Source organism: Pseudomonas citrullilanati (genome assembly GCF_030580855.1).
GTDB lineage: Bacteria > Pseudomonadota > Gammaproteobacteria > Pseudomonadales > Pseudomonadaceae > Aquipseudomonas > Aquipseudomonas citrulli.
Genome location: NZ_JAUQOP010000040.1, coordinates 1 through 24,279, shown reverse-complemented (window position 1 = coordinate 24,279; position 24,279 = coordinate 1). Strand labels below are relative to the sequence as shown.

The 24,279-nt window shown below is 60.8% G+C and carries 11 protein-coding genes; 3 read left to right on the top strand and 8 right to left on the bottom strand.

The features are described from left to right. Positions 1-295 precede the first annotated feature (295 nt). Complete coding sequence (locus tag Q6A48_RS21315; protein ID WP_304556226.1) at positions 296-1,300, bottom strand: DMT family transporter; 1,005 nt, start codon at positions 1,298-1,300, stop codon at positions 296-298. Between the two features lie 12 nt (positions 1,301-1,312). Between Q6A48_RS21315 and Q6A48_RS21310 the strand changes: the two genes are divergently transcribed. Next, positions 1,313-1,876, top strand: a complete 564-nt coding sequence (locus tag Q6A48_RS21310; protein ID WP_304556208.1) for a helix-turn-helix domain-containing protein — start codon at positions 1,313-1,315, stop codon at positions 1,874-1,876. 15 nt (positions 1,877-1,891) lie between these two features. Next, a complete protein-coding gene (locus tag Q6A48_RS21305) occupies positions 1,892-3,340 on the top strand; it encodes an FAD/NAD(P)-binding protein (RefSeq protein ID WP_304556207.1) in 1,449 nt (482 codons plus the stop codon). A gap of 25 nt (positions 3,341-3,365) precedes the next feature. Here Q6A48_RS21305 and Q6A48_RS21300 read toward each other — a convergent pair whose 3' ends face one another. The 7 genes from Q6A48_RS21300 to Q6A48_RS21270 form a co-directional block, all read right to left on the bottom strand. After that, positions 3,366-6,200: an RHS repeat domain-containing protein gene (locus Q6A48_RS21300; RefSeq protein WP_304556206.1), complete on the bottom strand. Its 2,835-nt coding sequence runs from the start codon at positions 6,198-6,200 to the stop codon at positions 3,366-3,368. Positions 6,201-6,203: 3 nt separating this feature from the next. Next, the gene (locus Q6A48_RS21295) at positions 6,204-10,943 is read right to left on the bottom strand and encodes a Tc toxin subunit A-related protein (protein WP_304556205.1); all 4,740 of its coding nucleotides are present in this window, start codon (positions 10,941-10,943) and stop codon (positions 6,204-6,206) included. Between the two features lie 32 nt (positions 10,944-10,975). After that, positions 10,976-15,871 (bottom strand): Tc toxin subunit A, encoded by a 4,896-nt coding sequence (locus Q6A48_RS21290; protein ID WP_304556204.1) that lies wholly within the window; start codon positions 15,869-15,871, stop codon positions 10,976-10,978. After that, entirely contained in the window at positions 15,868-20,211 is a 4,344-nt protein-coding gene (locus Q6A48_RS21285) for a SpvB/TcaC N-terminal domain-containing protein (protein WP_304556203.1), read from the bottom strand. The genes Q6A48_RS21290 and Q6A48_RS21285 overlap by 4 nt, the downstream gene beginning before the upstream one ends. Before the next feature lie 202 nt (positions 20,212-20,413). Continuing rightward, complete coding sequence (locus Q6A48_RS21280) at positions 20,414-21,529, bottom strand: Gfo/Idh/MocA family protein (RefSeq protein WP_304556202.1); 1,116 nt, start codon at positions 21,527-21,529, stop codon at positions 20,414-20,416. A gap of 213 nt (positions 21,530-21,742) precedes the next feature. Then, complete coding sequence (locus Q6A48_RS21275) at positions 21,743-22,510, bottom strand: SDR family oxidoreductase (RefSeq protein WP_304556201.1); 768 nt, start codon at positions 22,508-22,510, stop codon at positions 21,743-21,745. 24 nt (positions 22,511-22,534) lie between these two features. Further along, positions 22,535-23,602 carry a phosphotransferase family protein gene (locus Q6A48_RS21270; RefSeq protein ID WP_304556200.1) on the bottom strand — a complete coding sequence of 356 codons (1,068 nt, stop codon included), beginning with the start codon at positions 23,600-23,602 and terminating at the stop codon, positions 22,535-22,537. A gap of 190 nt (positions 23,603-23,792) precedes the next feature. Here Q6A48_RS21270 and Q6A48_RS21265 point away from each other — a divergent pair, with 190 nt between their 5' ends. After that, on the top strand, positions 23,793-24,188 hold the full coding sequence (locus tag Q6A48_RS21265; protein ID WP_304556199.1) for a DUF4280 domain-containing protein: 396 nt from the start codon (positions 23,793-23,795) through the stop codon (positions 24,186-24,188). The last annotated feature ends 91 nt before the right edge of the window (positions 24,189-24,279 follow it).

Here is a 24,279-nt window from a genome sequence, read left to right as displayed (position 1 = left end):
CGCGAGGCTGTCGCAGAATCCTACAAGATAGGTGTAGTTTTCCGACTTTGCGTTGTTTTGGCGAAGGGACGCAGCGTCAGAGCTGGCCAAGATACCGCGTGATACACACCTCCTGTGGCGAGGGGATTTATCCCCGCTGGTCTGCGCAGCAGACCCAAAGCAGGCAATTCCATAGCGCTGACACACCGCACCGGCAGGTTTCGGGGCCGCTACGCGACCCAGCGGGGCGGTGCGACGTTTCGCTAAATCCCCTCGCCACAGTTTCGCCTGCCGCTATTTCGTTGATCGACCGGCCTCACCGCTCGCGCTCAAGCGCCTCATCCACCCCGACAGCACCTTTGCCCCGGGTCTTCAACTCACTGACAATCACCGCCGCCACGATCAGCGCCGCACCGAACAAGGCAACCGCCGGCAGCCGCTCCCCCGCCAGGCGCCCGGCGATGCCGGCCCACACCGGTTCACCCGCGTAGATCAGCGTGGCGCGGGTGGGCGAGACGCTTTTCTGCGCCCAGTTCATCGCCACCTGGATCGCGGCGCTGGCGGCGCCCAGGCCCACGGCGCTGACCAGCAGCAACAGGGAGAAATCCGGGATCGCTTCCTGGGTCGGCACCACCATCAGGAACGCCAGCACCGCTGTGCTCGCCAGTTGCACCACGGTCACCCGGCGCACATCGACCTGGCCGGCAAAGGCGCTGATCAGGATGATCTCGGCGGCAATCGCGATGGCGCTGATGAGCGTGGCGATCTCACCGGCGCTGAAATTCAGCGACGCTCCGGTCGGCCCCGACACCAGCATCAGCCCGGTGAAGGCGAGCATGATGCCGAGGCTGGGCATCAAGCCTGGCCGGCGACCCAGCACCAGCCACTGCAACAATGGCACGAAGGGCACATAAAGCGCGGTGATGAACGCCGACTGGCTGCTGGGGATCGTCTGCAGGCCAACGGTTTGCAGGCCATAGCCGAGCATGATCGCCACGCCGATGAAGCCCCCGGCCTTGAGTTCGAATAGGGTCAGGTCGCGCAGGTGCCGCCAGGAGAACAACGCCACGAACGCCGCCGCTGCGGCGAAGCGCAGGCCGACGAAGAACATCGGTCCGCTCACCGTCATGGCGTGCTGCACCAGCAGGAACGTCCCGCCCCAGATCATGGTGATCAGCACCAGCACGCATTCGGCCTTGCTGAATCGCGAGAAACGGGAGGAAGCTTGAGGGGAATTCACCGATGCCATGACCTTGCGCGCCACCTGAGGCAGACGCACAATGCGTCCGAAGTTGGGCAGTATAATGCGCAGCCCCAGCATGTGAGCAATATAGTGCACAAAGCATCCGGTCAGCGGGCGTCCGTCCTGCAACACGTCAGCCAGAATGTCCGCCGCCTGCGGCAGGCCGCGCAGCTCAGCCAGACTGCGCTGGCGGAGCGCTCGGGGGTCAGCCGGCGAATGCTGGTGGCGATCGAGGCCGGCGAAAAGAATGTCAGCCTGACCACCCTGGACCGTGTCGCCGAAGCCCTCGACGTGGCCTTCAGCGACTTGATCCAGGCCCCCGATGCCCGTGATCCCAGCCGTATCAACGAACTGGCCTGGGCCGGGACCTTTCCCGGCAGCAAGGCCGTGCTGCTGGCCAAGGCCACCGCCAGCCGCGAAGTCGAACTCTGGGAATGGCGCCTGGAGCCCGGGGAGCATTATCCTTCGGAACCGGACGCCGACGGCTGGAGCGAGCAGATTTACGTCTTCGAGGGCTGCCTGACGCTGCTGTTGGGCAGCGACGAGCGCCAGATAGGCGCCGGTGAGTTCTTCATGTTCGCCAGCAACCAGCCCCATGCCTATCGCAACGATGGCGCTGTGGCGGCGAGATTCGTACGCAACGTGGTGATTTGATTTCTGGAGAGCGGTATGGACACAGCGCTGGAGCGACAGGGGAGCGGCCCCGTCCGCGAAGCCGACATCCTGGTGATCGGTGGTGGCTTGAGCGGGACCATGCTGGCGGCGCAGCTGCTGCGCCTGCCGGGCCGGCGCGAGGTGCTGGTTGTCGAACCGCGCAGCGAACTGGGCCGGGGCGAGGCCTACAGCGCCGTGGAACTGGGGCACACCTTGAACGGCAACGCGGCGCGGATGAGCGTCGACCCGGACAACCCCGATGACCTGACCCAATGGCTCACCGCGTTCATCGAGGCCGGAGGCTGGCCCGAATCGGACCAGCAGCACGTGCCGATCAGCGAGCTGTTCCCGCCTCGGGGAATATTTGGCCTGTATGTGCAACAGCGCCTGGCCGAAGCTCGCGAGTTGGGCGCACGAAACGGCTCGACCGCCGAGCACGTGCGGGGCGAAGCCGTGGACCTGCGACTTGTCGACGGTGCCGTGATGGTTACGCTGGACGACGGCCAAATCCTGCGTGGCGGTTTCACGGTGCTGGCCACCGGCATGTTCCCGGCGGCGCGTACCCCGCAAACCGAATCCAGCGGCTTGAATGCCGCGGCCCTCGACCCTTGGGATGTGGCCGCGATGCGCCGGCTCGATCCGCAATCCAGGGTGCTGATCATTGGATCGGGACTGACCATGGTCGATGCCGTCGTGTCCCTGGAACAGGCCGGGCATCGCGGGCCAATCGATGTGTTTTCCCGCCATGGCCTGCTGCCTCATGTACGCCGCCAACCGCCGGCCTGGGTGGATTTCCTCGCCGAGGATCACAGCCTGCGTTCGCCACGCCAACTGATGCGCGCCTTGCGCGAGCAGTGCCGCCAGGCCCAGGCCCAGGGGATCGACTGGCAGGCGCCGCTGGACACCGTGCGTGCCCACATCGGGCGCCTGTGGAACCAGGCCAGCGACGCGCAGCGCCGGCAATTCGTGCGGCATGCGCGACCCTGGTGGGAGAGCCATCACCATCGCTCGCCACCGTTGAGCGCCGAGCTGGTGGCGCGTCTGCATGAAGAGGGGCGGCTACGGATTCACGCGGCGTCGTTCAAGGGGCTGGTGCCGTCCGCCGAAGGATCAGTGGGGATTCGCCTCCGCCGACGGGGCGAGGCTGGACTGACGGTGGTGCAGGGCGCCGCGCTGATCAACTCCAGCGGCATTGAATATGACTGGCGTCGTGTGGCGCGGCCATTGCCGCAGCAGTTGCTGGCCCGGGGGCTGATCCAGCCGGGGCCATTGGCCTTGGGCATCGCCGCACGTGCCGATGGTGCGGTGCTGGATGCCCACGGCGAACCGGCCAGCCGCCTGTTCGCCATGGGCCCGCCACTGCGGGGGATGTGGTGGGAGAGCACTGCCGTGACTGATGTGGCGAGCCAGGCCAAGGCGTTGGCGGGGCGGTTGGTTGAATTGCAAATCAAGGGTCAGAAGTGAGCACTACGCCGAGAGCATGGCACACTCAACGGTTACCAAGACGATTGCGAATGAAATCAATTCGCCCCAAAAAGGCGGCTTTTATCTGCACTCGGTTTTCAATCAAAAGGGGCGATATGTTGTCTTCGAAAAAACTGCCCCAGTCGGTGCTGTTCAAACGCTCCGTGGCCGTTGGGTTACTGGAAAATGCATCCAAACTATTCTGCGCGATATCTTCAGGCCGAATATCGACATATCCAAGTTCCAATATGGACTGGTGATCAATCGCGAAAGCTTTGCCTGCCTGATCAAATATAACGTTACCTCCGTCATTCGTTCGATCTCGCGTGTTTAGTAGAAAATCAAATACATACATGCTGGACTGTCGACGATCGAACGAGAGGGTCTCTCCAACGTTGACATAGCGGGAGACCACCTCTCGATCGGAGTTCGGTCTTAGCACTGTTGCAGGAACAATATTCAATCCCAGGTGCTGACTCACCTTGTAGGCAAACACCTCGTTGGCCGCCCCAATTCTCTGTCTGGTCACTTCCGAGGCGTCCAGGGCGATCATACTTGAATAATCCTTGATAACGATCCAGTCGTCAGAAAACTCATGAACAGTGGTTTCATAGCTGGATGAAACATCTTTTATTTTCTTGCCCGGAACAAAGTTGGCGCCCAATATCAATTCTACGTGGGGCTCTTGCAATCCTGGCGGAGCACCTCCGCCCGACTTATTTGTCTGGCTTGGTGCCGGCGGCGGTTTTTTTGTAAAAGCAATCATCTCCGCCAGTGAAAGCGGGGGGGGGCGGAAAGCAGCAGATGCCCGAGCCCCAGAGGAAGGGGGGCGAGCGTTCGGGACGGGAGGTGGTCGGTCCATCAAACCCTCGATATCAACCCGTGAGAGTGGGTTGTTAGACACCATTCGATAGGTATTCAACCCAGCCCTACTTCCAGCCGGATCCGGATTGATCCACCGCTGCAACCAACTCGCGTAGTACCTGAATCCATAATAATAAAGCCCCGTCGCATCCCGCTCTTTTCCCGAATAACGTACCGTTTTGTAAGTAGCCTCCACCTCACTGCGTCCGGCGAACCAGGCCGTGCTGCCATAGGGATGATAGGTTTCCTGGCTGATGACCTCGGCCTCGCTATCCAATTCCAGGCTGCTGGAGCCTAAATGGTCGGTCAGGTTGTAACGATACTGATCGTTGTAAATGCCGGCGGGCGGTGCCGTTTCCCAGTGCAGCACCTGCATGGCACTACGTCCGGCCTGTACGCAGATCACCTGCAATATCTCGCCAGTGCCATCGCGGGTACGGATTTCCAGGCCCGGCAGATAACGCACTTCCGAGATCAGCGAGCGGGCATTGGTCTGGGTCGAGCGGACCTTGCGCCGCCGCATGCCATCGCCTCCGTACAAATACAGTTCCCGATCGTCTTCGTCACCTTCGCGCTCAACCGGGCGCACCTCGCGCAACTGATTGCGCAAATCCCAGGTCATCGTTCGTCCCGGTTGCAACTCCAGCAAATTGCCATTGCCATCAAACGCAGTGGCGATGTCCTCTTCAGTCGGTGGCCGGTCATTGTGTTCCGCCAGGCAACGGTTGCTGTGACGCGCCGCCACCAGTTTGCGGCTGTGGTTTTGCGGGCCGACATGGATCAGTTCCAGCAAGTTGCCACCGGCGTCGTAGTGGTAGGTTTGCTGATAGTTGGCGACTGCGCCCGGATCGTCGAAGCGGTTGAATCCCGGTCCTCGACTGGCGCGGCCGGCTTCCCAACCGAATGCCTCGGTCAACTGGTAAAGGCTGTCGTAGCGATAACGATTGACCGGTTCCACCCGCTGATTGGCGAAATAACGAGTTGGCAGGGCGCCGTCTTCAATACTCAGAACATTGCCCACCGGGTCGTACTCGTAACGAAGATCCTGCAGCGGTGCCACTTGTCCTTGCCGGGCTTGAAGATGCAGCAGGCGGCCATCTTCCGGGCGATAGCGCAGCGTGCTGATGACGCCGTTACCGGCGGTTTCCTGTTCGACCTGGCGGTAAGCGTTGTAGGCAATGTCACTGACCAGCGTCTGGGGAGTGGCCTGACCGCTCAGTTGCAGATGGCTCGCAAACAACTGACCATCGACGGTGTAGTCCAATAGCTGGCGATTGCCCTTGGCATCGATCTGCTCCAGCACCTCGCCCAGCGGGTTGAAGCGCGTTGCACGGGTGGCCGCCTGCGCCACGGGTTCCAGCAGCGCATCGCGCTCTTCCAGGCCTGGCGGCCAATCCGGTGATTGCAGCGCATGCAAAAAGCGTTGGGCCTGCTCAAGTACCCCGCCCGTCAGGGCGTACTCGTCCAGCGTCTGGGTGCCTGCCGGATCGTCGTGTCGGATCAATTGTCCGCATTGGTTGTGGGCGGCAAAGGCGGTGTCGCCATTGGCGTATTCATAACGTTCGGTGCAGCGAGCGGGTTGGCCTTCACCCTGTTCGAATATGGCCAGCGGGCGAAGTAGATCATCGTATTCGACTCGTCGCTCAGTGTCCCGGCTGTCCCAGGTCTGGATCAATTGATCGCCATCACCGAACAGGCTGATCCGCTCACCGGCATCGACGCTGATCGAGTCCAGTACCTTGCCTGACAGGGAGTAACGGTTGCTCAGGTTCGCCGGTGTTGCCGCCTCTTCTGCCTTGAGCGCCCATAGCCTGGGGTCCCACTGTTCAACCAGACGCCCCATGGCGTCATACGCACTGCGATTGACCCGCTCTTCGGGGGCTGTCGTTTCGACCGAGCGCCAGTAAGCGACTGAACGAACATCGAGCCCACGTGGGTCCACCACCGTCAGGGTGGGTGTGTGGGTGTGAATGTGCTCGTTGCCTGCTCTGTTCATGGCTCATCTTGCGGCAGTGACAGGGGAGGCGAGAAGCGATGTGCGCACGGACTCTTGATGTTCCACGTACGCCACCAACGGCTCGACCTGGGCGGCAAACGCCTTGCCACCGTCCACCGCCAAGTAACGCACTTGCAAAATAATGTCGGTCAAGGAATCGAAGATCGCTTCTTGATGAGCCGACGGGTGTCGAGGGAAGCTCAGCATCCAGCTCGACACGGCGCCCGTGCCCTCGAAAGGCAAGTAGCGCTCATCGTCGAAGTTCAGGGTGAACAGGCCGTAATCATCCAGCCCGCTGGACAAGCCGACTTGCTGGCTGAGCCTGGGGTTGAACACGATATGCCGTGGGTCGAGTTCGATATCGTTGTCCGGCGCCAACTCACCGGCCTGGCTATAGAGGCTCGCTACGCCACCCAGCGAGGGTTTCAACAAGGTGCTGCTACGTGTTTGCACGAGGGTGGCATGGATATCCTGGTAAGGCCCCAGCACCACTGGGAACGACAGGCTCACCCCCACCAATTGGCGCAGGTAATGGCCGGGATAATCCTTGTCGAACAGCGAACTGTTCAGGTGGAACGTAATCTCGCCCTCGCTCCTTAGCTGATCGCGCACCGCCTCCCAGCCGGTGGCCTTGGGCACAGCGCCATCGTGCGCGGCATTGGGGTCGTAATCCTTGAGCAGGTCTTTCAAGGAGATCGTCTTGGTCAGCTCCAGACGGCGCTCATGGCGATTGAGGAAAGCCGACTCCATGCGCAGTAAACCCAGTTTCAAGGCTTCACCGGCGCTCAGGCCGTGACGGTTATCAGCCCAGGCATCATGAGGAATGAAGCGCGTGTCACGGTCACCTATTTCATATTGCCAGCCGGCTTCGGTGGCCAGGCACATCGACAGCACCGCGTCATAGGCTTGGAAATACAGGGTCGCCATCTGGCTGAGCAACCATTGATACAGTCCTGGGCCTGCGGCACGGTGCTTGAGGAAGTCATAATAAATTTCGGCCTGTTCGCGAGCTTTTCCAGCTTGCTGCAAACCGGTGCTGGCCGAGGCGATGACGATTCGTTGAGTGTCTATCTGCTTACCGAGTGCCTCGATTTCGGCCTTGGCTTGCTCGATCTGGAAATCCCACTCTTCGCGGCGACGACGATATTGTTCGTCCTGGGTTCGACGCTCTGCATCGGCCATAAGCCCTTTAGACGCTATTTCGAGTGCTGAAGAGACCGCAAAGGCAAATCCGGCTGGTTTGTTTACCCCCCAGGACGCTCCCGACATATTGGGGGCGGTGGCATCAATCCCATGCGCGGCCATCATCGCGGCAGACGTGACGGTATTGATTATCCCCGCGGCCAAGCGCTCATTGATGATTTTTTTCTCGTTGGCGGAGACATCCTCTTGGCGCAATCGCTCGTAATAGCCTTGGCGGGCGGCCACCATCGCTTTGCTGGCGGTCAAGGCACTTTTGCCGCTGCGCGCCTGTTCAATGGCCTGCTCCTGCAAGGTCACGGCAAATTCGGAGAGTTCCTGCACATGGGCCTGCAGCAGTTCTTCCTGCTGGCTGCGGTCACGCAGTTCCATATAGGCGCGTACCTGTTCGCCAAAGCGGATCAGGGTGTCAACGGCGTTCTGCACGCGGGGTAGCATGGCGCGGAAACGGTAGGGCGGGATGATTGCCAGGGACCCTAACCGCCGGGCGCCGCCGTTCTCTCCGGCCAACTGCGCGCGCAACAGGTCGAATGGGCGGGCCGGTGTTTCGTAAAGCGCCAGCAGTAGGGGTTTGCCGTCCAGGGTAAGGTTGTTGCGCAGGTTGCCCAGGCGCAGATCCAGGTCGCTCCACAGTTCGAGCAGTTGTGTGTTCACCGGCAGGCGGAACCAGGGCGCGTCGATCAAGCGCCACCAGGGTTCGCCCTGGATATGCCGGGGAATATCCTCGGCGAAAAGTGTCTGGATGGACGATTCGAAGGCACTGAACAGCTCACTGTCATAGGCTGCCGCATCCACCAGTGGCATGGGCTCCCAACGGCTGATACTACGGCCCTTGGATAAGGGGCCCAGCAAGGACAGGGCTCGAACGTACAGAAGCTTGGCTTCGTTGAGGGCATCACGGGTCAGTTGCCGGTAGAGCATGTCGCCGCGGGCGATCAGGTTTTTCACGTAGTCGGTGAAAATCGCCTTGCGGTAGTGCGACGGCGCGCCGTAGGCAATCGCGTCCGGATCACGCAAGCCGCCCAAGCCGAAAAATTGTTCGGCGGGACGATCCGGTTGCGCCAAGGGTCTGACGCACCAATACGGGTACTCCACGGAGGGGGCCGGGTAGAGCGGTTGAATACGTGCCAGTGGATTGAAAACGGCGTGGTACCAGGTTTCCGCGCCCAGGTAGTCGAATTCGCTGTGCAAGCGCCGTGCGACCAGATGTGGGGCGTGGAAGAATATTTCCCAGAAATAACGCCCGTTGGCGCCGTCGAAGTCCAGAGGAACCGGTTGCGAAGAACCGGGGAGGGGAGGCTCCTCCGTGTGCTGGCTCTCCCAGCTCAGGACCGCCTCCACGGAGAAGGCACTCTTGGCGACCAATTGCGCGGCGAACAAACTGTTTAGCCGAACGTAACGCAGGCTGGGCAGCTTCAGTGCCTGCAGATCAAGAAATTGCGCGCCCGCCGCGGTGGTCGTCACTCTGGGGACGTCGCGCAGCATCGGACTGAGTGACACCAGGAATCTATTCCAACCTAGTCCAGGGTCCGCACCTCTCGCTACGCCAAAAGGAAATGCATAGGTGGTATCGGTTGTGCCGGTCCAATTCTTCGTGAACAAGGGGGTTTTAGCAGCACCGTTCAACGTGAGTGCAACATGGCCTAGTCTATCCTCCTTATATTGACCTCCATTCTCATAAGCGTACCAGACGCCGAAATTTCTCGAGATCGGGCCCAACACATCGACGAACACATTTGATTTATTAATGAATTTCAACGTATGGCTTTCTTCTGGGTCCGCCCACCACACACGCTCAACCGTCGATTCAACCTCGAAAGAAGCCCCCGACCAGACCGCTTCAGGTGAAAAAGACGGAAACGATTTAAGCTCCATCGTTGGAAGAGAAATTTTGTAGCGCATTTTTCTGAAAGGCCAGGGGCAGGAAGGACTGTTCCAATCCACGCCTATCTGCGTACCCGGGGTGTCTTGATCTATTGAGCCAATCCGGTCATTGAAAAAACTGAAAGTATGGCTGTGTTTCTTTTTCTCCTGAAAAAACGGCACGATGTTGGTGATTTCGCAGACCGCGAAAAACTGCCCACTCTCGTAAAAGATACTGAAATAAACTTCAACCTGGTACTTGGCAAGCCCTTGGCCATACCACTCCTCGACATAGCCATCCTCAAGGAGCAATTGAATCGCCTGGCGTTCCATACGCACAGCCTGGCAGCTGCCCTGCACCTCAATTTTCCCGCCGCTCGGTTCCCCTTCGCCGGTTCTTTGCATATGCAAAGTCGCCTTGAATTCCAGATAGGGGTTCAAGGCATCCGGGTAAGTGTTCGAAGGCGGGTAATAGTTGTGCGGGCTATCGCGATCCCAAACAATTGAGCCGATAATCCAGTCAACCTCCGGCGCACCGGTATCAATGCCTACATAGGGAAACTGCAGGCGTGTCGAGTCATCTCCAAACATGGTTCCCGCGACGCGAGCCAACTCAGCGCTTTCAGTGGAATTCAAATTAACCTTACTGAACAGCTCATCATAGACGTGAAGATCCATATGATTGCTGAGATAAAAAGCCACCACCAGTCGAGGTGCCGACGCATCACGAAGGTCCATGGCCACTGAAAAGGCGCCACTGTCGATGTGTCTTTCTGCCGAGAGTCTGTCGGTTAAATTGGTCGCTTGGGTCAGTCCTGTATAAAGTACCGTGGCCGGAGACCATTGGTCGTTGACTTGTTTATAGGTCATCTTGGCTGAATAAAAGTACTTTCCGGTTTTACCGCCATCATCGTTGGCCTCTGGCTGGCCGACTTCGACCCAGACCAGGTGTAACCGGCCGCGAATCACCACGAGGCGAGCCTGGGTAACGCCAGCCTCAAAAACGACATCAATGGTTTTCCATTCACTCCAGGCCGCCGGTGAAACGTGGGTGCTCGAATCGTTCAGGTCAATCGCCGCCTTGCGCCAATAGGCCGCAAAGGGCTCGACGTTCTGTCGACCGACAAAATAATAATCAGCGCGCCGGAAGTCCGTGCCGTCTATATAGCCCGAGACGATCTTCAGGTTGCTCACCAATTCAAACTGGCTGAGGTAGTTTCTCAGCGCGGTCTGTACGCTGTCCTCGGTCAGGCGGCTTTGTCCTAGGTCGTTCTCCAGGGTCTTGAACGGGCTGGTCTTGCCCAGGCGCAGGGTGGGGTCGATGTAGTTTTCCGGATAGTCTTCGATCATCTGGTAACCGGCCCAGATGCTGTACTGGCTCATGCTCTCGCGCCACAAGCGCAGTTCTTCGGCGCTGAACCCATAGGGGTAGCCGGGCTCCATGCCATTGTAGATGGCATGGATATATTGCTGGAGGCTGGCGATGCCCTGGGCGACACGGCTGGTTTGCACCTGGGCGCTGACTTGATTGTCGATCAGCAGGTATTCGTAGAGGTCTTCGGGAGTGGTCAGGCGCAAGGGGGCCGCGGTGTGCGATGACGGCACGATCTGACCCAGGTAATAGGCGACCAGGGCATCACGGCGTTGTTCTTCAAGTTCGTTTACTATTCCGGCTTTCATAGTTGACGCTCCACGCGGAACAAATAGCTGACTCAATGCCGTATCTGCGCAGTTGACTCCGCAAATATTACGTTCTCACCGGCGACAGCGAACTGGCTTACTTTTATCTCCTGACCTGGCAGTGGGGTCGGACTGGCTTCGTCCAGTAGAAATTCAAGATCCCAGCTGTGGTTTTCATTATTGAGCTTGCCAGACGCCTGCCAACCCGTCTCGGCAATGGCGCCCACAATGTCAACGTCGGCAAGTCCCAGGAAATTATCATTAAACAGAAGAAGGCCGTCCGATCTGACTTGGTAGCTAGCCTGCAATTTATTGTTTCGCACAAGAAAAGTACCCACCCAATAAATCAGGCCAACTCTGTATTTCCCCTTCCAGGTCGACCGCCGGCCAATATCGAGGGAAAGAGACAGTTCGCCCAGGTAAATATAGTGAGAGCTCGATCCGGGCAGGGAAACTGGAAAATCTATGCCCTCGGATGTCGAATAGACAACTTTGTCCAGGTTTTCGATAGAGACCCTGAGAATATCCAGGCCCACGCCCAGGTTTTTCAATTTGAGTGGCACACCCACTATCGGGACACCGGCTCCGTCCGTCACATCGACATGGATTATGTAGTTTGAAAACCGGCTCAAGAAGTCGGGCGCCCGGTCATAGATATCATCCCCCCGCAAACTGACTTCGACGACAAAATAGGGGACGATCGACACCGCGAATTCAACCTTCATATCCGTCCCGGCCACGGTCGCTGAAACCTTGCACCCGGAAGACACATCATCTGCGGCGATAAATTTCGAACTGAACGTTGCCATGCCCTCGTTATCCGAGAGGGTCTTGGCCTTGAACACGTCATTGACCGCCCAGTCGATCTCGCCCTTTGCAAAGGCACTCCCACCGGCCGTGAGCCACACCGCAAACACTACGGCATCCGGGCTACCCAACATATAGTGAGTATCGCTGGCCTCATGACGCGCAATCACCGCCCTGGCGTGTATCGTTGTGACGGCGCTTGCTTTATCTCGAACGTTGTCATCGGCACTGACCGTTACAACAACTTCGCCCGGTGAAGCGAATTCATATCGCGCATAGGCCAGCCCATCACTTTCCGTGAGACTCTGAACGTCCAATAAACCTTCAATATCGGCGGACCAATGGACTACCGTGCCGACGGGAACCGGATCGCCATTAAGCTCGGTCAACCGGCAAACGAGCCGGCCCTCGATCCCTTCGACGACCGTGTTGATAAAACGAACATATTGGAAATAGGGCGTGCTGGTAAATTCCACCTCTGGAAACGTCCACCGGCTGCCATTTTCATAGTGTGCGACCACCTTGGCCATGCCAAGAGGTCCGCTACGCAGGATCGATTGGCTGATACCCTCATGGTTGGTCATCGTCTGGTAGCGCTGGAACTCGCCCAATGTCGTCCCCCAATCCACCAGGCGATCTATCCCCAGATTGGTAAAGTCATCCACCAGCGTGACGCTGAAATTGATCGCTTCAAGTTTGTTGGACAAGGCTTGCGTGCGATCGTGGAACGGCTCTGAAAAGTGCAGCGAAGCGTCGTCATGACCAATGGTGATGACGGGTGCCAGCACTTTGTCCCCTAACCCATACTCCGCCACCACATGAGCGATGCCCATGGTGTCACCGCTATTCAGCGTGACCGTGGCTTGCCCTTTGTCATCAGTCGGATCCCATCCACCCTCCAGTTCCCCCAGGTTGCTACTCCAGCTAATCGTGACACCCTCGAACGGCTCATCCATGAAGTCGCGAAGGGTGATGCTGTAAGTCGCGCTTTCACCAGGTTTGTTGGCTACCAGATAGTCCGGTGTCACCGTAATCACACTGCTGTGGCTCTGTCCGACTTCACCCACGGGGGTTCCCGGCACGGCTTCGGTGAGGCTGGCTAATGCCAACTCCGCGGCATGACGAAAGTCGCTTGTGTCACTGGTCGGCGTCAGGCTGCCCAGCGCCAACAGTGCGTCGGCATCCAGCCCCGTATGCCGCGCCAAGAGGCAGGTACGCACCAGCAGATCCAGTTCGGCGAGGGTAAAGATCACCCCATCCTCCGGGTTCAGGTGCGAGGCCAACGCCAATACCTGGCGCACCCCCCAGTCGAGGAAACCGGCCAGTTTGTTCGCGGCGCTGTCGCGGATCAGGCGCTTGTCGCCTTCCAGGGCCGTATCCCATAGGCTGTTGATCAGCCGCATGTAATCCAGCAACCGCTCTTCCGGTTGTGCACTCAGGCGGACCATCGAGGCGTACTGGGAGAAAAAGTACAAGGTCTGTAGCGACAGCCCGGTATGGTCGAGGCCGAACCACTGCGGATGTTGCACACACTGATCGACGAATGCCGGACTCAGGTCCAGGTGTTGGGTGATGGTCGCTCGCTTGACCAGGTTGTCGAGCACCAGGAGCACATCATCACCGACCGGGACTTGCAACAGGCCGCTGGCGTTGCCAAAGACCCGAAGCACTTCCATCAGCACTTGGTAGCGGTTGCCCTCGGCCCAGAACAGCAGCACCTTGACCAGGTCGACGGAGCTGTCCAAGTAGCCGGCCAGTCCTTCCATCAGCAAAGCTTCCTGCGCGCCGCGAGCACGCATGATCATATTGCAGATCTGCGCATGCTGGCCTTCGACGGGTAAATCCAATCGTCCCAGGACTTCCTCGACGATGCCACTCAAGGCGGCTTCAAAGCGCTCTTCGGTTTCGCCTCTCAGGTACTTGACCAGGCCCTTGGCCGCCGGGAGGGTTTCTCCTGTCTCGATGAACTCCTTGAGTTCGTGGAACCAATCGATGTCCACCGAGGTAAGTACTTCTACCCCGTGGTCGTCGATATTCACGACCGTGCGGGTTTGCGCTGCGCCAATTTCGGCAAAACTGCTGTCACTGATCAGCGCCGCCGCCAAGCGCGAGTGCATCTGTTTAAGCAAGTTGAGCTCGGCCTCGCTGGCCACCGGCTTGGTCAAGGCTGGTAGCACGATCCGACAGGCTTGGCCGACCGTCCATTTATGCTCGGCCAGCCAGGCACTGGCTTCAACCAAGGCGTGGATCGCACTCAAGGTGTCGGTGTTGTCGGACGTCTGGTAGGTGGCGATGTGGGGCGGTCCAGCCAGTTTCGAGACCAGGTGGCTGCCACCGTTATCCAGCAGTTCGAGCAGCGCCAGGGCCTCGATGGTGGTTAACCCCAAATAATGCGGCAGCCGGACCAGCCGGTAGAACGCCGACACCACTGCCGTGTCCCAGTGCAAGGGCTCACCGGCGTAGGACTGTTCGATGACCTTGGCGGTAAAACGGTACATTTCGAAGGTCATGCCCAAGGCGGCGCATAAGTGATCGATTTTCTGGCGCTCGGCTTCATTGCCGGGAGTGATATTGAACACTTCCCCATCCAGGACCAGCGGCCCGGGAAACAGCGCCTGGCTGTTGAATATTTGGTCGAACTGCGTCGGTTGCTTGCCTCGACCGTGGACGGCCAGCCCCTGGAGCAACGCGGCGAAGTCGTCGGCGCTGACCTTGTAGCGCATGCGCAGGCCCTGGAACAGGCCAAGGGCGCGAAGGGTGTCGGTGGTGATTCGGTGGTCCGAAGATTTTCCTTCGGTGCCAATCGACGCCATCAGCAGACGATCAACCTGGTCGAACGGCAGCTCTAGCCAACGCGCCAGGCGGACCATACGGTTGAGACGATCGAAGCGATCAGGGGACCAGTTGACAATTTGGTGACTGGGCCCACTGTCGGCAACCCGGGTGGTTTCAATTGCCATGGCCGGACTGACGCCGGCGTTGACGTACACCGAGCCGAACGCCGCACCATCCATCGGTGCCGTATCCGACGAGATGAAATTGGCCGACCGATAGGATGCGTAAGCCCCCACGGACAGCAGCGATTCAAGCTCTTCGGTCTTCAGTCCCGTGCGCAGGCAGAACGTCTGGGTATCGAGTAGCTTGAAAACGTCGCTTTCGCCAAAGTGGGTCTTGAAGAACTCCGTGGGATCCGTGTTGGAGGGTTCGAGCCGGTGGGTTCTCGGGTTGATACGGGGCAGGGCTGATGTTTGTTCGGGGTCCTGCTCGGGATCGAACTCCGGGAAATACGGTGCCTCCAGCAAGATGCCCTGTTGGATCGGGCCGAAGCCGGTGTCTTGCACCAGGGCCACGTCCGATAGCAATGAATGCACACCGGGTTCCTTGAAGTAGGGATAGGCCGGGTCGGTGCAACGGATAGCGTCTCCGGGCAGGCGGTCCTTGCGCCGCAGGGTGTAATTGATCTGTTGCTGATAGCGCTCGTAGGGCAAGGTCGCGGGGTAACGTACCTCCAGCAGCACGTCATCGAGCGGGCGCTCGTCGCTGAAACTGTCCAGATAGCGGCGTGCCGAGGTTTCCAGTATTTCGTTGACCAGCACCAGCGTCGGTTCGACCCGGTCGAGGGCACTGTGATCCAGCCACAGGTCTGCCAGATCCGGACGCCGATCGGCCAGCAAGATGCGGTTCTCCTGTCCGCCCCCGGGGCCGCCGCTCTGCTCGATCTTCTGTACTTCGCGGTAAAGATCGGCCAGGTAGGCGACGGGGGAGGTCGTGGCTTCGATGGCATCGGTCGGGCAATGGTTGGCCCAGTCCGGCCGGAACAGATCGTTGTAGGTTGGGGCATCCACCAGTCCCCGGATGCCGGAGCCCGGCTCGAAGGCGCGGCGGATCGACGTGGTCAGGCGCTGCTCGCGAAACTGTCGAACGGTGACGGCGCTAATGGCTCTGGCCTGTTCATGTATGGCCCGGGCTTCGCTGATGTGCAGGCGCCGGTCAGTGTCCATCAATTGCTGGAGCGAACCACTGGCGATCTCCAGTACCGAGCCATAATGCTCCTGCAACAGGCTGCGAGCGCGATCGGTCTGATTCAACAGCTGCAACAGTGAACTGGCTTTTTCGTTCATTGCCCATCTCCGATAGAGGCGTTTTCAACCGCCAGAGACTCTTCCAACGTATCGTTCTCATCCTCCTCGATCCCATACCACCCCAGATACCGCTGCCGCCGCCAATACCCCATGGCCGTGACCGTCAAGGTCGGTCTACCCAATGGGTCATAGAATTGCTGGTCGCAATGCCCGAAGCGGCGAAAGGACTCGTCCTTGATGTAGCGATGGCCGTCGGCGAAGTAGGGACGGTAGACCCGCACCGCCAGGCCCTTGTTGTTGTATTCGACCCGTTCGCTGACCCGCCAGCGCTCAGCGGCGGGGGCGCTGACGGGCTGGTCGCCGTCCAGCTCCAACGTGCCGTCGGGGGCGATCTGGTAGGCGGTTCCGGGTTCGACTTTCTGCTTGCTCTGCAAGGCCCGGCCGAAGCCGTCCCAGCACTGCACGGCGATGCGGATTTTTCGTCCGGCGTTGTCGGGCGGGCTGGGGTAGTGGTCGGCTTGGAGAACTGCCGCGTGAACGGGTTCACGACTCCGCATCCAACTGAAGGCATCGCGAAAGCAGGCGCTGGCGGCGCTTTGCAGGGCGGCCTCGGGGGTGGCGATGGCTGCGACGGGGGAGTCGGTCAACGGCTGGTGGTTTTCCAGCGGATCGAAACCGACGCCCTCGCCGCGCTCGGTGCCATGGAAGCTGCTGGCCGACAGCTCGCCAAAACCGTCATAGCGAGCCTCGTGGATGTTTTGGTTCGGATCGACGATGCGCCTTGGCAACAGGAACCGATAGTCCGTCTCGGCGACACGGGTATTGCAACCATCGGCGGTGGTGACGCTGAGCGGCACGCAATAGTAGGCATCGAAACCCATGGCCGTCGGCCCCTGGCTTTCGGTGGGCTGGGTGCTGATCAGCCGATAGAAGCCGTCCAGCCCAGCGTAGGTCATGAAGCCTTTGCGGGTCGACCACAGCACCTTGTCCGGCTCCGTCGGCAACACGGCAGCCATGGGCCGATAGCCGAGCCCGGCCAGTTTTTCCGTCAGTTCTTCAGGGCTGAGCACCGAGGCATACGCCTGCAACGCCGCTTCATCCAGCTCGGCGGATTCGAGGTAGTCGGCCAAGGCCTCGAAGCTGGCCTGTCCCGCTGGTAACGTCTGGCCGGCCTGTTGATAGCGCTGCTCGGACAAGTGGGCCAGCACGCGTGGAACGTCATCGCTGGGTGGGGCATTGAGGCGGTCGAACATCGACTCATAGGACATATCTTCCGGCCTCAGTGACGCCTTCGGCAGCACCAGCGCGTTGCTGCGGGTCAGGTAGGGCAGGCCCAGGCGGCAGGCTTGCGGGTCATCCAGGTGAATGAACTGGGCGCGGTGTTCGGTCAGGTAGTGGAAACGTTGCGCGTCGTCGTGGGCGGCACGCCACCAGGTTTGTTCATGGGCGTCGTCGAACGGTGGCGCGTCGTTGATGCTTTTGCGCCGGGCATAGTCGATCGTCACCTCATGGGTCAGTCCGCCAAAACGATCCCAGGCCAGGCTGATGCGATGCCGGCACAGCGGGTCGTCAGGCTGGCGCTCGTAGGTGTAGGTGATCGACTCCAGTTCCAGCGGCTGCATCCGGCAGTAGGGCTGGTAGTCGTCGCGCCCCTGCCACAGGCGCACGGCATAACGCGACTGCTGCACCGAGTAGGGCAACGCCTGCAACGGACTGTCGCTGTCAAGGCCGAACACCTCGACCCGCAGCGGCACGCCGGCCAGGGCGTAGGCCATGTCGTGGCGGGTCTCGTCATTGGCGTTGCCGATGATCTCGTCGGGTGCGTCACCTTGCGGTGCCAGCAGCAAGGCCGTGCCCAGGGGGTGGGCCGCGCTGTCCGAACGGTCATAGTCCAGGCCTGGCAGATCGGGGGTACGGCCGGTGTGGAACCAGCGCTTTCGCAGCACCGGCGCGGTAAAGCCGGCCTGGCCCTGTTCGTCGTCGGTGGTTTCGCTATCGGTTTGGAGTACCAGGCCGAAGCCGCGGAACTCGCGTTCCTGCCCATCGTAAAACCCCTGGCGATATTCGAAGCGCTGGGTCAGTCGGTTGCCGGTGATTTCATCCAACTGGATCTGTCGGACAGCCACGGGCATCGGGAACGGCACGTAGCTGGCAACCTCCAGGTTCGCGGCCCGCAACGCCTGTTTTTCATCGAGCCATTCCTGGGCCGAGCTGCGATAGATGACTTCGCCCGCAGCGCCCATATTGTTGTTCGTACGGTGCAGCAGGTACGGCTTGGCCTGGACAAAGTCGCAGCGCCAGTGCCGCGGCTTCATGTGCGGTACGGTCAGCACCAGGCTGGAACAGCCGAGGCCCTGCAAGTCGGCGGCGCTGACCTGGCACAGCCGGTCATAACGCACGCCTGGCGGCCAGGGCAGGATGCGCGGGGTGCTCTCAAAGCCCATGCCGGTGCGATTCATGAAGATTTCGGCATGTTCGCTGGTGAGGTAGATCAGGTCAGCGGCGCCGGAACCGTCCAGATCGGCGAGCAAGATCCGCGAGGCGTCGAACGACTTGTAGGCATAGGGCAGAGCGCCAAGGTGAAAGCCCGGATCGAAACAGCCATGGCCCCGGTTGGGCCAACAGACAATTTCGTTGTGGCGAATGCGCACCAGATGTTGCTGGCCCGTGCCCAATACATCGCTGAACGCTACCAGCTCGGTCTGCGCCTGGCTCAGCAGAGGGAGGCGATCGTCGGGAGCGGTTTCGACGATGTGCGCCACCTCCTTGCCCGAAGCAAAACCCTCTCGCCGGCGGTTGGCATACAAACGCACACTGCGTGGGCCGATCAAGGCCAGGTCGGACAAGCCGCTGCCCATCAGGTCGGCCAGTTGGCTTTGTGGGTGGAAGAACTCGTTGGGAAAGGCGCCAAAGGTGACGAATTTCGACCAGCTGCGATCCGGGTTGAGGGTAAAGAAACCACTCACGCCGGGTTGCGCCACCACCCAGTCCAACCGACCGTCGCCGGTGAGGTCCATCAGTGACTGGCGCACCGGTTTGCGGCTGTCCATCACGGGGATGGCCTCCAGTCGCCGCCACTCACCGTAGGCCACTTCATCAGGCGCTGGCGCCGGCTGTGCTCGAAGCGGCTCGCGGTAGTACCAGGCCTTGTCACTGCGATAGAGCACGCCCGGAATGCCCTCGCCATAGAGGTCGACCAACTGGTATTGCTGGCCGTCGTTGAGGCCGGGCATGGCATCGAATGGCTGATACCCACTGTCGTCGATTTCAAACGTCGAGCAGGTGAACACCACCGGTGGGCGCGACTGGATTTGCCCCTGCTCATCGTAGCCTTGCTGGTGTGCAGCACACAGCAGGTTGTAGCCCAGTTCGGTGGTGTGGTACTCGAACAAAAGCCGTTGCACCAGCTGCGGTTCGCTGCCCAGTTCGGGGAACTGGTGGAACATCAGCACTTGCCGGCACAGGCGCAGGTTGCCCAGCAGGAAACCATAGCCGTAGGTGGCGAAAGGATCGCTGCGTACCGGCCACTCACCCGTGGGCGCGTAGGCGGGAATGTCCTGCAGCCCGGTGTCGCGTTCGCCGTAGTCGAAGATCAGGTCGAAGTGCCATTGGGCTCGTTGGCGTTCTGCCGGTGCCCAGTGATAAAGGTGTGCGTTCGCCTCGGTATTGCCATAGCGCACGCGGCTCAGGTAACACTGGGCGCGGAAGTCGCGCGGCGTATCGGCGGGCATGCCGGCATGATCTTCGCCCGCGTACTCATAGAGGATATGTTCGCCATGGGCGTTCAGGCTTTCTTCCAGCAGCCACTCACCGACACGCAGGGCGTCTTCGAGGTCGGTGCTGCGTGACGAAGCGTTGAAGCCGTACAGGTGCAGGCTGCCGTCGGCCCCATGGACCAGCCAGAATCCCGGGAAGTCATCCGTCGAACGCCAATGTTCGATACGTTCGAAAGCGCCTTCGATCCGCGGAAAATAACGTGCAACCTGATAGACCGTGCCCAGGTCCAGACCTTGGTAGGTTTCGACGGGACGGCGAACGATATTACCGTCGGCTTCGCGTTCGGGCATCCAGACCGTACCGTCGGGGCCGAGCATGACATCGTCATCGGTATAGGCCGGTACCCCTTTGCTGGTCCGCCGTGCCACGCAGCCCAGCGACAGCACCCAGCCGATCCCGAACAGGCTGTTGCCCACGCTGCTGCCGTAACCGAGCGTCAGGGCAGGGGCGAAACCGCGTCCGGGCGAGATCGGCAGCGGTAAGTCGAAGGCTGCCTTGCCGCTGGAGCCCACTTCGCCCCAGCCTTTGCCGATGCTCTGGATGGCGCCGCCGCCCTTGGGCAATGAAGGAGGGGTGATGCTCAAGCGTTCCGGTTGCTCCATCGCCAGGCTCCGCGCGGGTGTGCAGGGAGTCAATTTGGCGTGGATCCGAAGGGGCATCTACTGTCAGAGCTGACAGTTTTCTAGCTGTTAATGAAATAAGAAAACGCTGGCGCGGGCATTTCTCTCCACAAGGCCTATTCCTACCTGGGTGAACATGCCTGTGTGTGGCGAGGTAGCGTGCTCCCGCTCCCTCGCCACCAGGCTACAGCTCGCGGAGGCTCACCCAGCGCTGCTCCCGCGCCGCCAGGCGAATTGCCGCCGCCAGCCGCTCCACTTCCCAGGCCTCTTCGAAGTCCGTCCCGCTGCCGCCTTTGCCGGCCAGGGCCAGGAACAGTTCCTGCACCTCCAGCGTTTTCAGTTCGTTGTAGCCCAGCTGGTGCCCGGCGGCCGGGCTGAAGGCGGCGTAGCCGGGCAGGTCCGGGCCGGCCAGCAGGCGCTGGAAGCCGGTTTCGCCGACGCGGCACAGGCGCAGTTCATTGAGCCGTTCCTGATCGAACGCCAGCGTGCCGAGGGTGCCGCTGATCTCGAAGGCCAGGTGGTTCTTGTAGCCCTGCTTGAGCCAACTGCTGCTCACCGTGCCACGGGCGCCATTGGCGAAGCGCAGCAGGGCGTGGACCTGGTCGTCCACCGCGATGGCGCGTTGTTCGGGATTGCCGAGGCTGGCGGGGCGTTGGCTGTGCACGGTCTGGCTGTCGGCGCACACCGCCTCGACCTCGCCCAGCAGATGCCGGGCCATTGCCAGCAGGTGACTGCCCAGGTCCGCCAATGCACCGCCGGCGTGGGCCGCTTCGCAGCGCCATGACCATGGCGAGGCAGGGTCGGCCATGAAGTCTTCGCTGAACTCCCCCTGGAAACTGATGATCGAGCCCAGGTCCCCGCGCTGGATGAGGTCCCGTGCCAACTGGATGATCGGATTGTGCTGGTAGTTGTAGCCGACCCGGGTGACCACACCCGCCGCCCTGGCCGCCTGGCGCATCTGGTCGGCCTGTTCGAGGGACACTGCCAGGGGCTTTTCGCAGTACACCGGCTTGCCCGCCGCCAGCGCGGCCATGGCCATCGGGAAATGCAGGTGGTTGGGGGTGGTGATGGCGACGAGGTGGACCTTCGGGTCATCGACCAGGCGTTGCCAGTCATCGTGGGCTGTCTCGAACCCCCAGCTGTGGGCGCATTGCCGGGCGCGCTGCGGGTCGGCGTCGGCCAGGGCCGCCATTATCAGGTGTTGGGGAAGCTCGAATACCGCCTTGGCCTGGTGGAACGCCAAGGCATGGGCACGGCCCATGAAGCCGGTGCCGATCAGGCCGATGCCGAGTTCGCGCATGAGAAGAGCCCTTTGAATTGTTATTTTCAGGAGGGCTATTTATGGAATATAAATTCTCAAATTGCAAATATTGGAATAAAAATTCATTGATGAAGTCGCTGGAAATCCCCTGTGGGAGCGGGCTTGCTCGCGAATGCGCCGGATCAGTTCATACAACTGCGACTGATTCACTGCATTCGCGAGCAAGCCCGCTCCCACAGGACAAATGTCGTATCAGGACAGGAACCCACCATCCACATTCAGCGCCACGCCAGTGGTGTAGCTCGACGCATCACTGGCCAGGTACAGCACGGTGCCGGCCATTTCGCTCGGATCGGCCACGCGCTTGAGCGGGATCTGCGCCAGGGCGGTCTGCAGGATCGTGTCGTTCTTGACCAGCGCCGAGGCGAACTTGGTGTCGGTCAGGCCCGGCAACAGGGCGTTGCAGCGGATGCCGAACTGCGCACACTCCTTGGCGAAGACCTTGGTCATGTTGATCACCGCCGCCTTGGTCACCGAATAGATGCCCTGGAAGATCCCCGGGGAAATGCCGTTGATCGACGCCACGTTGATGATGCTGCCGCCGCCGTTCTCGCGCATCAGCTTGCCGGCTTCCACCGACATGAAGAAGTAGCCGCGGATGTTCACGTCCACGGTTTTCTGGAAAGCGCCCAGGTCGGTGTCCAGGACATTGCAAAACTGCGGGTTGGTGGCGGCGTTGTTGACCAGGATGTCCAGGCGCCCGAACTGCTCGCGGATGCCGGCGAAGACCTGGCTGATCTGTTCCATTTCACCGATGTGGCAAGCGATGGCGGTGGCCTTGCCGCCGGCCGCGATGATGGCGTCGGCCACTTGCTGGCAGCCGTCTAGCTTGCGGCTGGAAACGATCACATGGGCACCTTGCTGGGCCAGCAACTTGGCGATGGCCTCGCCGATGCCGCGGCTGGCACCGGAAACGAAAGCGATTTTACCGTCGAGGTCGAACAACTGGGTCTTGGACATGCTGTTTCCTTGTGAGGGGTGCGCTCAGAGCGTGGATTTGCCGATGACCTGCAGGCTCATCTGCTCCAGCAGCTTGTTCATCTGAACGAACTGCGCGAAGCGTTTGTCCTGGGTCTGGCCATGGAAGAAGCGGTAGTAGATCTGCTGGACGATGCCGGCCAGGCGGAACAGTCCGTAGGTGTAGTAGAAGTCGAAGTTGTCGATGCGGATACCGGCGCGCTCGGCGTAGTAGTCGACGAACTCGCGGCGGGTCAGCATGCCCGGCGCATGGCTGGGCTGGCGCCGCATCAGTTGCACGGGCGCCGGGTCGCCGGCCTCGATCCAGTAGGCCAGGCTGTTGCCCAGGTCCATCAATGGGTCGCCGAGGGTGGTCAGTTCCCAGTCGAGCACGCCGATGATCTGCATCGGGTTCTCGGGGTCGAGGATCACGTTGTCGAAGCGGTAGTCGTTGTGGACGATGCTCGATGTCGGGTGGTCGGCGGGCATCTTGTCGTTGAGCCAGGCCTTGACCGCTTCCCACTTCGGCGCGTCGGGCGTCAGGGCTTTCTCGTAGCGCTCGCTCCAGCCACGGATCTGCCGGGCCACGTAGCCTTCGGGCTTGCCCAGGTCCGCCAGGCCGCAGGCGGTGTAGTCGACCCGGTGCAGTTCCACCAGCCTGTCGATGAAGCTCTTGCACAGCGTTTCGGTGCGGGCGGCGTCGAACCCCAGTTCCGGCGGCAGGTCGGAGCGCAGGATGATGCCCTTGACCCGTTCCATCACGTAGAACTCGGCGCCCATGACGGATTCGTCGGTGCAATGCACGTAGGCCTTGGGGCAGTAGGGGAAACCGTCGCGCAGCTGGTTGAGGATGCGGAACTCGCGGCCCATGTCGTGGGCGGACTTGGCCTTGTGGCCGAACGGCGGACGCCGCAGGACGAACTCCTGCTCGGGGTATTCCAGCAGGTAGGTCAGGTTCGACGCGCCACCGGGAAACTGGCTGATCCGTGGCAGGCCGGTGAGGCCTGGAATATGAGCCTTGAGGTACGGGTCGATCAGGTTGGCATCGAGTTCTTCACCGTCGCGCACGCGGGTGGACTGATCAGTAAACGCCATGCTTATCCCTTCTGCTTATTTTGTAGGCCATCGATCATTGGCTAATCTAATGGCGCGTGGGAGGCGTCACAAGCACGCCAGGGTCTTATAGGTTAGCGTGTTGCAGGATAATCAGCCGGCCTGATGCACGCGGGCGAGCAGGTTCGCCGCGCACCGGCTAAGGTTTCGGGATCGTCAGGGAGGAGCCGCGATGGGATGCCCGCAGGTCTGCAGCACCGCCACCTTGCAATGCAGCTTCGGCGCCGCGCCGGCGGTGCTCAACGTTTTGCCGGTCAACCGGATGCTGACCGGCGGGATGCCGGCGGCGAACATCATGGATCACATTCCGCTGGTGAACGTCACCCCGTTCGGCATGTGCACGAGCCTGGCCAACCCCACCGTCGCCGCTGCCACGGCCGCCGCCCTGGGCGTGCTCACCCCCATGCCCTGCATTCCCGCCACCGCCACCCCGTGGATCCCGGGCGGCCCGCCGACGCTGCTGTTGGGCAACATGCCGGCCATCGACGCCAACAGCACCCTGATGTGCACCTGGGCCGGGGTGATTAAGATCGTGGTGCCGGGGCAGATGCAGATGTTGATCCCCTGATTGCGATCTTCCAGGCCTTGCGCAGACCCTGTGGGAGCGAGCCTGCTCGCGATCGCGGTGGTTCAGTTTTCAGTGTTGGTGTCTGTGCCGC